The sequence below is a fragment of the Streptomyces sp. NPDC052079 genome, from assembly GCF_040680275.1.
GTDB lineage: Bacteria > Actinomycetota > Actinomycetes > Streptomycetales > Streptomycetaceae > Streptomyces.
Genome location: NZ_JBFAWL010000005.1, coordinates 192,954 through 206,329, shown reverse-complemented (window position 1 = coordinate 206,329; position 13,376 = coordinate 192,954). Strand labels below are relative to the sequence as shown.

Below are 13,376 nucleotides of genomic sequence, written 5' to 3'. Positions count from 1 at the left end.
ATGACAGCCGTGCACGAGGGTCAGGGCGGCGACCTCGTCCTGGGCGCGCTCGGGTCGCTGGGCACGCCGATGGACTGCTCCGGGTTCGGCCGGCTGGACCTGGAGGGGCCCCAGGCGCTGTGGCTGATCGCGTCCGGCGCCGTGGACCTGTTCGCGGTGGACGCCCGGCAGCAGGGCCACTGGCACCATCTGGGCCGGCTGGAGGCGGGTTCGCTGGTGCTGGGCCCGGTGGCCGGTCCGGCGCACACGCTGGTGGCGCGTCCGCTGCGGGACTGCGTGGTGCACCGCATCAGCCTGCGTGAGCTGTACCAGCCGGCGAGCACCCAGACCTGGTCGTACGACGAGTACGGCAACCCGCAGTACGTGCCGCCAACGACGAGCCCGCTGGAGTACGCCCTGGCGCTGGGTGTCGGACGGAGCCTGTCGGTGCTGTTCCAGGCGCCGATGGCGACGGAACGGGCCGCGGCCCCCACCGACGACGACGTGTTCTGGATGCAGGTCCCGCCGGGCAGTGTGCAGTACGGCTCGCTGTACGGGGCGGAGGCGGCGGCCGATCTGCTGATGGATCCCGCGCTGTGGCAGAGCATGGTCGACCAGCAGTACCGGCTGATGACCACGCTCGACCGGTGGATCGAGCAGCTGGAGCAGACCCACGAGACCCGGACCGCCGAGGGCATCAGGGCCGGTGAGGCGGTGCGCGCCCAGGCCGACCGGACGCTGCTGGCGGCGATCGGCAAGCGGTCCGGGCAGCCCACGACGGCGGCCGACGCGGACGCCACGTACGCGGCCTGCAAGCTGGTGGCGCGGGCCGCGGGCATCCCGCTCGCCTCGCCCGCGCAGTCCGGCACCGGAGGGGACCGGCTCGATCCGGTCGAGCAGATCGCCCTGGCGTCCCGGGTGCGCACCCGTGTCGTACGGCTGGACGGCCGCTGGTGGCGGGACGACGTCGGTCCGCTCGTGGGTCACCGCGCGCTGTCGGGCGCTCCCGTCGCGCTGCTGTGGCGGCGCGGCGGCTATGTGGCGGTGCATCCGGCGACCGGCAGGGAGACGCCGGTCGAGAAGGCGAACGCCGAGGAGTTCGAGCCCCGCGCGGTGATGTTCTACCGTCCGCTCCCCGAGCGGCGGCTCAGCCCGCTGCGGCTGATGCGGTTCTGTATGACGGGTACGCGGGGCGATCTGACCGGTCTGCTGCTGAGCGGTCTGGTGACGGTGGTGATCGGGGCCCTGGTGCCGCTCGCGACCGGCAAGGTGCTCGGCGAGTTCGTGCCGACGGCGCAGACCGAACTGATCGTGCAGCTGTGTCTCGCGGTGATCATCGGTAGTGTCGTGGCCGCCGCCTTCATGCTGCTGCAGAACCTCACCCTGCTGCGGCTGGAGGGCCGGGTGGAGGCCACGCTCCAGCCGGCCGTGTGGGACAGACTGCTGCGGCTGCCGACCAAGTTCTTCACCGAACGCTCCACCGGTGAGCTGGCGAGCGCGGCGATGGGCATCAGCGCGATCCGCCGGCTGCTGGCCGGGGTGGGTCCCACGGTGACCCAGTCGGTCACCGTGGGCGCGGTGAACCTGGGGCTGCTGCTGTGGTTCAGCGTGCCGATGGCGCTGGCCGCGATCGGGATGCTGGTCGTCATCGCGGGCGTGTTCCTGGGGCTCGGGCTGTGGCAGGTGCGCTGGCAGCGGCGGCTGGTGGTGCTCACCAACAAGCTGAACAACCAGGCGTTCCAGACGCTGCGCGGTCTGCCGAAGCTGCGGGTGGCGGCGGCGGAGAACTACGCGTACGCCGCGTGGGCGTCCCAGTTCGCCCGCAGCCGTGAACTCCAGCAGAAGGCCGGGCGGATCAAGAACCTGACGGCGGTGCTGGGCGCGGTCTATCTGCCGCTGGTCACGCTGGCGATGTTCATGCTGCTGGCGGGACCGGCGCGCGGCTCGATGACGGCGGCGGAGTTCCTCACGTTCAACACATCGGTGACGATGGTGCTGACCTCGGTCACCCAGCTGACCGGCGCGTTCGTGTCGGCGGTTGCGGCGCTGCCGCTGTTCGAGCAGATCAAGCCGGTGCTCGACGCCACGCCGGAGGTACGGGCGGCCAGTACCCGGCCGGGTCCGCTGTCCGGCGCGATCGAGGCCCGGCGGCTGTCCTTCCGCTACTCCGACGACGGGCCGCTGGTCCTGGACGACGTGTCGTTCGAGGCGCGGCCGGGCGAGTTCGTGGCGGTGGTCGGCCCGAGCGGCTGCGGCAAGTCCACGCTGCTGCGGCTGCTGATCGGCTTCGACCGGCCGCTGTCCGGCAGTGTGCTCTACGACGGCCAGGACCTGGCCGCGCTCGACCAGTCGGCGGTGCGCCGGCAGTGCGGTGTGGTGCTCCAGCACGCCCAGCCGTTCACCGGGTCCATCCTGGACGTCATCTGCGGGACCGAGCCGTACACCCCGGAGGAGGCGATGGCGGCGGCGGAGATGGCCGGGCTGGCCGAGGACATCCGGCGGATGCCGATGGGGCTGCACACCCTGGTGTCCGGCAGCGGTGCGGTCTCCGGCGGTCAGCGGCAGCGACTGATGATCGCGCAGGCACTGATCCGCCGGCCGCGGATTCTCTTCTTCGACGAGGCGACCAGCGCTCTGGACAACGAGACGCAGCGTACGGTGATCGAGAGCACGAAGGCGCTGAAGGCGACGCGGATCGTGATCGCGCATCGGCTGTCGACGGTGCTGGACGCGGATCGGGTGGTGGTGATGGAAGGTGGCAAGGTGGTCCAGCAGGGCCCGCCCGGCCAGCTGCTGGCCGACACCGGGGGGCGCCTGCACGAGCTGGTGCGACGGCAGATGGCGTGAGCACGCTAGCGGGTGCGTTCGGTGCGCGGCGGCCGTGTGCGCCGGGGGTGGGTTGCGCAGCCCGGCGCTTGCGGGGTGCCGCTGCGCCCACCCCTGCCGCCCTGGGGGTACCTCCCAGGCCTTTAAGGCACTGGGGGAGGCACGATTGCCCGCAGCTCGCCTGGCTGTGGGCAGTCGTTCCGCAGGGCGGAACGGGTGGGCACAGCCACCGGCGCCGGGCGCCCGTCGTCCAGGGTGAGGAAGGTTGCCGGTGGGCTCGGCTGTGCATCGCGGTTCGGTCGTGTTGGGGGCGGGTCTTCGCCGTTCGCGGTGGCCGGGCCGTTGGTCGGCTCGGTAAGTGGGTACCCACGGGCCATGCGAACCAGCGTGGTGGATGTCGGATCGAAGACCGTCCGACTCGTCGTGTCGGACACCGAGGGCGGTGCACCCCTTCCCGTGCACACCTCCAAGTGGCGACTGCGACTGTCCGAGCAGGTCACGCCCGGCGGGCCGGTGCCGGAGCAGGCCGTGGAGGACCTGGTGAACGCCGTGGCCGCGGCGAACAGGACCGCCGCGCGCTGGGGCGCGGCGGGCCCCCTGGCCTTCGCGACGGCCGTGGTGCGCGGCGCCCCGAACCGGCAGGCGGTGCTGCGCACGGTCCGGGAGCGGACGGGTGTCGACCTGTGCACGCTGCCGGGTGAGGTCGAGGCCGAGCTCACATTCCTCGCGGCGCGCCGCTGGATGGGCTGGCGGTGCGGACCGCTGGCGCTGCTGGACATCGGCGGAGGGTCGCTGGAGGTCGCCTTCGGGCGCGGCAGGCTGCCCGACTTCGCCGCCTCGCTGCCGCTGGGCGCGGCGCGGCTGACACACGAGTACTTCGAGGAGGAGGATCCGCCCTCCCCCGACCGGGTACGGGCGCTGCGCCGCCGGGTGCGCCACCAACTGCGGGACGCGGCGGCCCGGATCCGCTGGGAGGGCCCCCGCACGGCGGTCGCCACCTCCCGCACCTTCCAGCAGTTGGGGCGGCTGTGCGGGGCGGCGCCCGGACGGCACGGACCCTTCGTGGAGCGGGAGCTGTCCAGCGAGGACCTGCGGCTGGCGATCGACCAGCTGGCCGCCCTGCCCGCCGCCGAGCGCGCCAGGCTGCCCGGCATCTCCGCGCCGCGCTCCGTGCAGAGCCTGGCGGGCGCGGTGGTGGCGCATACGGCGATGAAGCTGACCGGCCTGCCCACGGTGACGATCTGCCCCTGGGCGCTGCGCGAGGGGGTGTTGTTGCGCCACATCGAGGACGGACCGTCCTGGTGGGCGGAGATCACCCGCCTCAACGAGAAGGAGGCGGCCGCCACCAACCCTGTGCCCCTGCACATCGCCACCGCGCGCGGCTGACCGAGACGTACGACGAGAGGAGGCCCCCGTGTCCGAGCAGGACGACCGCAAGCGGCAGGACGACCACTCCGAGCAGGACGACCGCTCCGAGGAGGAGGCCCGCAAGGAGCGTGAGTCGACTGTCGAGGAGGTGCTGCGCGAGGTCGAGGAGGCCGAGCGCCGCGACCGGGAGGAATCCGCCGAGGACCGCGGCCACCGCGGGGAGGCCGGCGACGCCATCACCCCCAACACCGAGGCCCAGGAGGAGTCCCGGGGCGACTAGCTCTACTGACCTTCCTACTGCGGCGGCGGGCCGAGTGGACGGGCCTCGAGGGCCCGGGCCACGCCCAGCAGGTTGGCGGCCATGGCACGGCCCGTCTTGCGGGACCAGTCGTGGCCGCTCCCGCCCTCGAGGAAGCTCGGTCCGGGGCCGGGGCCCTGGTTCCAGTAGGTCCAGGCCTGGCCCGGGATGGTGTAGCCGATGTCCTGCAGACCGCCGGTGATCTCGCTGATCACGTGGTGCGCGCCGTCCTCGTTTCCGGTGACGACCACCCCGGCGACCCGGTTGTAGGCGACCGGGCGGCCCTCCTCGTCCGTCTCGGACAGCATCGCGTCCATCCGCTCCAGGACCCGTTTGCTGACCGACGACGGCTGGCCGAGCCAGGTCGGTGTCGCGATGACGAGGATGCGCGACTCCAGGATCTTCGCGTGCACGTCCGGCCAGTCGTCGCCCTCGTGCACGGCCTCGCTCACCACGCCCGGAGCGATGTCGAGGTCGACCGCGCGGACGACGTCGACTTCGACGCCCTCCTTCTCGAGTTCTTCGGTGACGGTCCGGAAGAGTGCCTCGGTGTTGGAGATTTCCGGTGACTTCTTGAGGGTGCAGTTGATCACCAATGCCTTCATGTCGACATGGGGTACCCCGTGCGGCGGCCGGCACCACACGGAGGCGGGTGTCCGTGCGCCGTCCGGGTACCCGGGACGCATGGAACACCCCCGATCGGAACCGCTGCTGCCCGAACCGCGCGGCCCCCTCAGCCGGGCCGTGGAGAACCATCTGCGGGGCACCGGCCCGCTGCCTGACGAGGAGGACATCGCGGCCGCCCCCGTGTACGGCGACGACCTCCAGCTCGCCCTGTACGTCTGCTACGAGCTGCACTACCGAGGGTTCGCGGGCGTCTCCCCCGACCTGGAGTGGGACCCTGAACTGCTGCGCACCCGTGCCGCCCTGGAGCGGCGCTTCCTCGCCGCGCTCCGCGCGGACGCCCGGCGCCACGACGATGTCGACGACGCGCTCGCCGGGATCCTGGTGGAGCCGGTGGACGGCACGGGCGTCAGTCACTTCCTGCGCGACAAGGGCGAGCTGTGGCACCTGCGCGAGTACGCCGCCCTGCGCTCCCTCTACCACCTCAAGGAGGCCGACCCGCACGCCTGGGTACTGCCCCGGCTGCGGGGGCGGGCCAAGGCGGCGATGGCGGCGGTGGAGTTCGACGAGTACGGCGGCGGCCGGGCCGACCGTGTGCATGCGCACCTGTTCGCCGAGCTGATGACCGACCTGGGCCTGGACACCACGTACGGCCGCTACCTGGACGCCGCCCGCGCGGAACTCCTCGTCACGGTGAACCTCATGTCGCTCTTCGGTCTCCACCGCTCCCTCAGGGGCGCTCTGGTGGGGCATTTCGCGACGGTCGAGATCACGTCCTCGCCCGGTTCCCGGCGGCTCGCGGAGGCGATGCGCCGGACGGGCGCGGGTCCCGCCGCCGAGCACTTCTACGACGAGCACGTGGAGGCGGACGCGGTGCACGAGCAGGTGGTGCGGCATGACGTCATCGGCGGTCTGCTGGAGGACGAACCGCACCTCGCGCCGGACATCGCCTTCGGTGTGGACGCCACGGTGTTCACCGAGGACCTGCTCGGTGACCGGCTGCTCGCCGACTGGCGGGCGGGCCGTTCGAGCCTGCGCACCCCCCTGGCCCAGGAGTTCACCCATGACTCCTGAGCACGCGGGTACACGGCCGCCTGTGAGATCACTCGTCATACCGGGCGTGTACGCCCCCCAGGAGGACACCGAGCTGCTGGCCGGCGCCCTGCTCGAGGAACCCGTTCCACCGGGAGCCGACGTGCTCGACGTGGGCACCGGCTCCGGGGCGCTGGCGGTGGCCGCCGCACGGCGCGGCTGCCGTGTGACCGCGGTCGACGTGTCGTGGCGGGCGGTGTGCGCGACCCGGCTGAACGCGCTGCGGGCCGGTGTGCCGGTCCGGGTCCGGCAGGGGAATCTGTTCGCTCCGGTGCGGGGCCGGACGTTCGATCTGATCCTCGCCAATCCCCCCTACGTTCCGTCCCCCGCCGGGCGCGGGCTGCCGCGCGGTCCGGCGCGGGCCTGGGACGCGGGCGACGACGGGCGGCTCGTCCTGGACCGGATCTGCCGGAAGGCTCCGGAGTTGCTGCGGCCCGGCGGTGTGCTGCTGCTGGTGCAGTCCGCGCTCAGCGATCCCGAGCTGACGCTCGGCGGGCTGCGGACGGCCGGGATGAAGGCCGCGGTGACCCGGCGCCGGCGTATCGCGTTCGGTCCGGTGCTGCGGAAACGGGAGCAGTGGCTGCGGCGGCGGGGGATGCTGCCCGCGGCTCAGAACGAGGAAGAGCTGGTGGTGGTCCGTGCCGAACTCCCCGTCTGACGTCCCGCGACGCGTCACCGTGCAGCGCAAGGGGCCGCTGCTGCTGGAGGGGCCGGTGGAGGTGGAACTGGAGGACGGCACGGTGGTGTCGTCCGACCGTTTCCGGGTGGCGCTGTGCACGTGTCGCCGGAGCCGGCGATATCCGTGGTGCGACACCAGTCACCGGGATCGGGCGTAAGGCCGCCCCGGTGCCGCCCCCGCGGGCAGTCGTGCCTTCCCCAGTGCCTTAACGCGGCGTTCGTGCGGGCCGGGGGCGGTTGCGCAGCCCGGCGCTTGCGGGGTGCCGTCGCGCCCACCCGTGCCGCCCTGGGGGTACCTCCCAGGCCCTTAAGGCACTGGGGGAGGCACGACTGCCCGCGGAGCGCGGCAGCGGCAGCGGCAGCCCGGCGCGTGCGGGGTGGGAATTGAAAAGCCCGGAGGCCGGCGGGCGGCACGACTGCCCGCGGAGCGCGGCAGCGGCGCGCACGGACGCCGAGTGGAAGAGCCCGGAGGCCGGCGGGCGGCCCCACTCCGCCCGTCGGCCTCCTTGCGCGAGATCGCACGTTCCGCGAGGAGGCTCGCACTCCCCAAGTCTGCGGGCCGCCGCGCGGTCACGGGAACCGTGCGATCCCGGTCTCAGAACGCGAAGACGCTCGAACCGTGAGCGTTCATCACGCACATGTTGGAGAAGATCCGTTCGTAGGAGACGCGCTGTCCCTGCCACACCCCGTCCACGGTGACGAGCACCGGGTCGTACTCCTTGGTACAGAAGACGCCTTCCCGCATCGTCAGGGCGTTGAGGTCGCCTCCGACGCCGTTCAGGTCCGCGCAGGCCGATGCCGCGGCCGGGTGGGTGCCCGAGGGGCCGGGGGCACAGGTCAGGGTGACCGCGCGTTCCGGCGTGACGGTGGCCGCGCTGTCGCCGTGGCCCACGGTGAGTACCAGGGCCGAGGGGGCGTAGAGCGCGGACGGGGCATCTCCCGGAGCAGCCAGCGCGGCCCCGGACAGGGGTGCGCAGACGGCTGCGGCCGTAAGGCTGAGGGTGGTGGCCCAGCGCGCGGTTTTCCGCATTGTGTGCATCCTTCCGCTTCGTTTCGTCGGGTCGCCGGCCCGTGCTCGGTGGTGCCGAACCGGCGTGCCGGAGTCTGCCGAGAACCGGGCGGAAACTCACGTCGAGCATGCGCATTTCAGTAACCTTGCGTATTCAATCAGTGGCGCGAAGTGACAGAGCGAAGGACCCTCGACCCGGTAACCGGGCGGTCGTCGCATATGCGAAGTGGCCAGATGGCCGAATACAGCTGTCAGTTAATCGGCCTGAAACATTCCGATTCTGCTGTCGGCAGACCACTCCGCGACCCCTTGTGTTCACCAGACGTCCGAGTAATGGTTATTACATGATTACGAACGAGCAACGAGAACGACTACGGGGCTGGTTCGCGGGCCGGCTTCCCGACGGCCTCTTCGACGCACCGGCCGAGATCTCGGTCGACCGCGAGGAGATTCTGGTGATCGGCCGTATTCCTGGCCCCGAGCCGGCGGAGGACGCCTCGCCGGCCGAACGGGAGGCGGCAATCGAGGGCAGGATCCAGGAGTTCCGGGAACGCACCCGGGAGGACCGGATCGCGGTCGCACGGGACGCCGAACACCGCTTCGGCCGGAAGGTCTCCTGGGGCGTGGAGTGCGACGGCCGCCGGGTCCTGTTCACCCATGTCGCCGCACCCGTCATGACCCGGCTGCGCCAGCCGGAGCGTCAGGTCCTCGACACCCTCATCGCGGGCGGGGTGGCCCGGAGCCGCAGCGACGCGCTGGCCTGGTGCGTGCGTCTGGTCCAGCAGCACACCGACGACTGGCTCACCGAGCTGCGGGAGTCGCTGGAGCATGTCCAGCGGGTGCGGGCCCAGGGGCCGGACGGCGAGCCCCGGCAGGACGGGCCGTCCGCCGACGGCTGCTGAACATCGCCGGAGTCCCGGCCACCCGGCCCTGGAGCACCCGGCGCATACCGGCCAGTATGCGTCGGGACGACACGGCCGAGCAGACAGGCGGGACGGATGGCGAAGCACTGGTCCGACTTCCAGTACGAGATCTACCTCAACGGGATGACGGGTGCCGTGCCCCGGCTGCCCACCGACCTCACCCGGCTGGAGGAGATGGCCGAGCGGCGGTTCGGCCCCGGTCCGTTCGGCTACGTCGCCGGCAGCGCGGGGAACGGCAGCACCGCCCGGGCCAACCGGGCCGCCTTCGAGCGGCATCGCATCGTGCCGCGCATGCTGCGGGACGTCCACGAGCGTGATCTGTCCGTGGAGGTGCTGGGCCGCGCGCTGCCGGCGCCGCTGGCGCTGGCGCCGGTCGGAGTGCTGTCGATCATGCATCCGGACGCCGAGTCCGCTGCCGCCCGGGCGGCCGCCGCGCAGGGGGTGCCGTTCGTCCTGTCGTCCGCGTCCAGCACCCCGATGGAGCAGGTCGCGGAGGCGATGGGCGAGGCGGAACGCTGGTTCCAGCTGTACTGGCCGAAAGACGTCGAGGTGGCCCGGAGCTTCCTGAACCGGGCGAAGGCGGCCGGGTTCACGGCGCTGGTCGTCACCCTGGACACTCCCCTGCTGTCCTGGCGCCCGCGCGACCTGGACCAGGCGTATCTGCCGTTCCTGCACGGGGTGGGCACCGCCAACTACTTCTCGGACCCGGCGTTCGCGGCCGGGTTGGCGAAGCCGGTGCACGAGGATCCGAACGCGGCGGTGATGCACTTCGTCGGCATGTTCGCCGACCCCGCCAAGTCCTGGCCGGATCTGGCCTTCCTGCGGGAGAACTGGGACGGCCCGATCGTCCTCAAGGGCGTGCTCCACCCCGACGACGCCCGGCTCGCCGCCGACGCCGGGATGGATGGCGTGGTGGTGTCCAACCACGGCGGCCGTCAGGTGGCTGGAGCGGTCGCGGCACTGGACGCGCTGCCCGGCGTGGTGGACGCCGTGGGCGACCGGCTCACCGTGCTGTTCGACAGCGGCGTGCGCACCGGCGACGACATCTTCAAGGCACTCGCCCTCGGCGCCCGGGCGGTGCTGCTGGGACGCCCGTACGTCTACGGGCTGGGCCTGGACGGCCAGGCGGGCGTGGAGCACGTCATCCGCTGCCTGCTGGCCGAACTCGACCTCACGCTGGCCCTGTCGGGCCACACCACACCGGTGACGGTCGGCCCCGACGACCTCACCGCCTGACCGTCCGGCGGTTGAGGAGCGGGTGCGGGGCCCGGAGCACCGGGCCGGGACGGGAAGGGGCGGCCGGGGCATGAGCAGGCCCGCCCCGGCCGCGCGCACTCACGCCAGTGGCTCCCTCAGGTCCGCGTGACGGGCCGGCGGGGTCTCCGTCCCGGTGATGGAGAGGGACTCCGAGCCCGTGGTCGTCCGTATGGGCTCGGCCACCCAGCGCTGGTCCACCGTCCGGTCGCGCACCTTGACGACGATGTCGGCGTTCGCGTCGGGGTCCGCGGGGAGCAGGGCCAGCTGTTCGTCCCAGCGGGGCAGCAGTTCGCCCTGGAAGGTGAGGTCGTAGCGCACGTCGTCGCGGCGCCGGTCGCCGATGTCGGCACAGGTGCCGAGGACGACCACACCGGCGTCCTTGTGCGAGTCCAGGCACAGACCGGGGTCGGCCACGCTGCGCAGCAGCCCGCCGTCCTCGTACGTCCACTGCTGGGTCCACCCCGAGGAGCACTCCGCCAGCCGCGCCCCCGAACCGTCCTGGGGCTCACCCCGGGTGTCGAGACACAGTCCGGAGCCGACGTGGCGCAGTCGGGTGCGCCCGGGCGCGCTGGGGAGTCCGGCGGCGCCGGGCGGGGACGCGGACGGCACGGCCGCGCGGCCGCCGGCAGCCGTCGAGCCCGTCGGGTCGGCCGCGCCGCCCTCCGGGGTGGAGGATCCGGCGATGAGCACGCTCACCAGCACCCCGGCGGACACCGCGCCGAGGCCGGTGAGCAGCGTCCGAGTGGAACGCACCGGGTCGAGCGCGACGCCCGTGAGGCGGTCGGGCACAGGGATCCGGGACAACAGCCGGTGCCGGCTGCTGCCGGACGGCCCGTCCCCGCCCCGGCGACGGCGCCGGGCGACCCGTCCGGCCCGCGGTCCGGCCGTGGCGCGTCCCGGGCGCGAGTCGAGATAGCGCCGGGCCCCCCACCCGAGCACCGCCTCGGCGATCAGCGGGCCCAGCCCGCCCTCGAAGTGGCCCAGTTGTTCCGCCGCGTTCCGGCAGTAGCGGCACTCCCCCAGATGCTGCCGTACGTCCGGGAGCAGGGCTCCGCCACGGCGGATGGGAACGTCGAGGAGACGGTTGTAGAACCGGCAGTCCGTCGTCGGCGCCAGTTCCTGATGGGCATGGACACAAGCCTGACGGAATTTTGACCGAGCTTGCTCAAGTGCGCCCGACGCGAGGTCGGGATCCATACCCAGGAGACCGGCCGGTACGGAAATCGGTTCGGCCTCGACCTCGACATGCCAGAGCAAACAGCGCGCGAGTGCGGGCAGCGAGCGGAATGCCCGATGCGCGAGTGAGCGGTTTTCCGGAGTCATGGTCGTCGCCGCGCGCATGCCGCGCCCGCCTGCCGGTTTCTGCAGCGATGGCAGAACTCCGGCTATTCGATCGTCGGCGGCCCACTCCCGGACCGTGTCCCGCACTTCCACCAGCAGGACCGGCCGGAGGGCGACGGCCGATTCGCCGACGGCGACCCGGTCGAGGACACGGTGCAGGGCGGCCGCGGTGACCATCGCGGCGGTCTGCCCCGACGAGGCGAGGCAGATCGCGGCGTAGTCCTGCATCGCCCGCCAGTGCCGCGCCGTCAGCATCGCGACGGAGTGGGCGGCCTCGCCCTCCGGACGGCCGCGCAGCCGGGCCGCCAGGGCCTCATCGGATTCGCCGGGGTCGCCCGGCGGGGGGTAGGGAGGTCGAGGGGGGTGGGGGGTGTGCACTGAGATGGTTCCTTCCCACAGCGCATGTGGCACTCGAGCGTTTCCGACGCCGAAAAGGGAGCCCGATGGGTGCATACCTCTTTGGCGTGGTGCGGGGGGCTCGAATTCACCTGTGGCGAATCGGATCCGGTTCATCAACTCTGTGTGCGTCCCCGGCCTTTACCCCCTCGCGGGTGGCTCACTCTCGCACAACCCGCAGTCGGCCAACAAGGCGGTCGGGCAACATCTGCGCGTTGACAGAAAGTCAGAAAGGGAAGGCGGCCGGCGGCCCTCGCTCAGGCTTTCGTCCTGGGATTTCCCCGGCTCACAGCCAGTGCAACATATGGGATCCCCGGCGCTCACCCGCGCACCCGCACCAGGCATCGCCCGATGCGCTCCGGGCTCAGATCTGCCAGGAACGCAACCGGTCGGCCGCGGCGTAGACATCGGCCTCGCCGGAGATCAGATCCCGCGCGAGATCGACCAGGGCACCGTAGGGCGGGTCGATACCGGCCCCGCTGGCGAACATGTAGGCGACGGCCGTGGCGCAGGCGAAGCGGGCGTTGGCCGAGGGCAGCGGCCGGAGGACGGCGAGCGCGTGCAGCAGGGCGGCCGCCCGCCAGGCCGCGTCGGAGTTCACCCCCAGCCGGGGCGGATCCACACGGTGCCGGGCGACGGCCGCGACCAGCGCGGACAAGTCGTTGACGGTGGGCTGGTCCGGGAGGACCTCCTCGTGCCGCTGAAGCAGCCAGGGCACGTCGATGTGCAGCACGGGCGCCATCGGTCAGGCGGCCCGCCCCGTGCCCTTGGCGGGCGGTTCGTCGTCCGGGAAGGCCGCGGCGAACTCGTCCTGGTGGGAGGCGAAGAAACGGCGGAAGGCTTCCGCGCCCTCCTGGAGCGCGCGGTGCCGGGCTATGTCGGCCGCCGCCGCCTCCCGCACGAGCGCCTTCATGGACGTACCGCGCTCCTTGGCGATCTGCCGCAGGTCCTCGAGCTCGCGGTCGCTGAACTCCACGTTGAGAGCTGGCATGGCCTCACGGTACCGCCCGGGTACTTACTCGTAAATATCCCCAGGTCACCAGGCATCCGAAGGGGTACCGTGGAGCACGGCCCGGCGGCCGGGCGGCCGCCGGGACGTGGGGAGGAGCGTCAGCCCTGGTCGGCTACGAAGGAGGCCATTCGGGTCAGCGCGGCGTTCCAGTTGATCGTGTGTTCGTTGGTCGACCAGGACTGGATGTCGTCGATGAAGCAGAACTGGCCGACGCAGCCCCGCAGTTTGGACTGGGCGTAGGTTCCTGGATGCTGGAGTTGGGCCCGCCGGAGAGCGTGCCGGCGGGCGGGTTCGGCAGGTTCGGGTCGAGTTGGCGGGCGTACCAGCGGCTGTGCTGGTTGTGCGCGTTGACCTCGCCGTTCACGTGGGGGCTCCTCGGGGTATTGAAAGCGTCATGGGAGCGCTCCCATATCCGTCCGCGCACCATGGCTGTGGCAGGTGTGACGGTCCGTCAACGGTGGGGACAGGACTGGTGACGTTCCGCCCGCCGCGGGGCGGTCGCCGGCTTCGTGTTCGCGTCGGGCTCCGACGCACTAGGCTGGGACCCTGGCGATACACCGGTTCACGGTGAGT

At 72.1% G+C, this 13,376-nt stretch carries 13 protein-coding genes and 1 pseudogene; 8 read left to right on the top strand and 6 right to left on the bottom strand.

What is annotated here, in order from left to right; genetic code table 11:
• From AB0L56_RS11810 to AB0L56_RS11800, 3 genes are all read left to right on the top strand, one after another.
• The gene (locus AB0L56_RS11810) at positions 1–2,826 is read left to right on the top strand and encodes an NHLP bacteriocin export ABC transporter permease/ATPase subunit (protein ID WP_361025252.1); all 2,826 of its coding nucleotides are present in this window, start codon (positions 1–3) and stop codon (positions 2,824–2,826) included.
• 354 nt (positions 2,827–3,180) lie between these two features.
• Positions 3,181–4,191, top strand: a complete 1,011-nt coding sequence (locus AB0L56_RS11805; RefSeq protein WP_365421846.1) for a Ppx/GppA family phosphatase — start codon at positions 3,181–3,183, stop codon at positions 4,189–4,191.
• Positions 4,192–4,219: 28 nt separating this feature from the next.
• The gene (locus tag AB0L56_RS11800) at positions 4,220–4,453 is read left to right on the top strand and encodes a hypothetical protein (protein ID WP_365421844.1); all 234 of its coding nucleotides are present in this window, start codon (positions 4,220–4,222) and stop codon (positions 4,451–4,453) included.
• Positions 4,454–4,467: 14 nt separating this feature from the next.
• Here AB0L56_RS11800 and AB0L56_RS11795 read toward each other — a convergent pair whose 3' ends face one another.
• Positions 4,468–5,076 (bottom strand): flavodoxin family protein, encoded by a 609-nt coding sequence (locus AB0L56_RS11795; RefSeq protein WP_365421841.1) that lies wholly within the window; start codon positions 5,074–5,076, stop codon positions 4,468–4,470.
• A gap of 79 nt (positions 5,077–5,155) precedes the next feature.
• Here AB0L56_RS11795 and AB0L56_RS11790 point away from each other — a divergent pair, with 79 nt between their 5' ends.
• Genes AB0L56_RS11790 through AB0L56_RS11780 form a run of 3 tightly spaced genes read left to right on the top strand, consistent with a single transcriptional unit; the run spans position 5,156 to position 7,023 of the window.
• Positions 5,156–6,169, top strand: a complete 1,014-nt coding sequence (locus AB0L56_RS11790) for an iron-containing redox enzyme family protein (protein WP_365421838.1) — start codon at positions 5,156–5,158, stop codon at positions 6,167–6,169.
• Complete coding sequence (locus AB0L56_RS11785; protein ID WP_365421835.1) at positions 6,159–6,845, top strand: HemK2/MTQ2 family protein methyltransferase; 687 nt, start codon at positions 6,159–6,161, stop codon at positions 6,843–6,845. Before AB0L56_RS11790 ends, AB0L56_RS11785 begins: the two co-directional genes overlap by 11 nt.
• The gene (locus AB0L56_RS11780) at positions 6,826–7,023 is read left to right on the top strand and encodes a CDGSH iron-sulfur domain-containing protein (protein ID WP_361025234.1); all 198 of its coding nucleotides are present in this window, start codon (positions 6,826–6,828) and stop codon (positions 7,021–7,023) included. The genes AB0L56_RS11785 and AB0L56_RS11780 overlap by 20 nt, the downstream gene beginning before the upstream one ends.
• 437 nt (positions 7,024–7,460) lie before the next feature.
• Here the strand turns inward: AB0L56_RS11780 and AB0L56_RS11775 are convergent, their stop codons facing one another.
• Complete coding sequence (locus AB0L56_RS11775) at positions 7,461–7,895, bottom strand: subtilase-type protease inhibitor (protein WP_361025231.1); 435 nt, start codon at positions 7,893–7,895, stop codon at positions 7,461–7,463.
• Positions 7,896–8,218: 323 nt separating this feature from the next.
• Between AB0L56_RS11775 and AB0L56_RS11770 the strand changes: the two genes are divergently transcribed.
• The gene (locus AB0L56_RS11770; protein ID WP_361025228.1) at positions 8,219–8,776 is read left to right on the top strand and encodes a hypothetical protein; all 558 of its coding nucleotides are present in this window, start codon (positions 8,219–8,221) and stop codon (positions 8,774–8,776) included.
• 96 nt (positions 8,777–8,872) lie between these two features.
• The gene (locus AB0L56_RS11765) at positions 8,873–10,033 is read left to right on the top strand and encodes a lactate 2-monooxygenase (RefSeq protein WP_361025225.1); all 1,161 of its coding nucleotides are present in this window, start codon (positions 8,873–8,875) and stop codon (positions 10,031–10,033) included.
• Positions 10,034–10,132: 99 nt separating this feature from the next.
• On the opposite strand, the gene AB0L56_RS11760 is transcribed toward AB0L56_RS11765, so the two are convergent.
• The 4 genes and pseudogenes from AB0L56_RS11760 to AB0L56_RS11745 form a co-directional block, all read right to left on the bottom strand.
• Positions 10,133–11,773 carry an RICIN domain-containing protein gene (locus tag AB0L56_RS11760; RefSeq protein WP_365421830.1) on the bottom strand — a complete coding sequence of 547 codons (1,641 nt, stop codon included), beginning with the start codon at positions 11,771–11,773 and terminating at the stop codon, positions 10,133–10,135.
• A 382-nt stretch (positions 11,774–12,155) separates the two neighbouring features.
• Complete coding sequence (locus AB0L56_RS11755; RefSeq protein WP_365421827.1) at positions 12,156–12,533, bottom strand: toxin Doc; 378 nt, start codon at positions 12,531–12,533, stop codon at positions 12,156–12,158.
• Between the two features lie 3 nt (positions 12,534–12,536).
• Positions 12,537–12,782 carry a hypothetical protein gene (locus AB0L56_RS11750; protein WP_361025217.1) on the bottom strand — a complete coding sequence of 82 codons (246 nt, stop codon included), beginning with the start codon at positions 12,780–12,782 and terminating at the stop codon, positions 12,537–12,539.
• Positions 12,783–12,901: 119 nt separating this feature from the next.
• A pseudogene (locus AB0L56_RS11745) lies at positions 12,902–13,161 on the bottom strand (glycoside hydrolase family 9 protein); the annotation flags it as partial.
• Between the last annotated feature and the right edge of the window lie 215 nt (positions 13,162–13,376).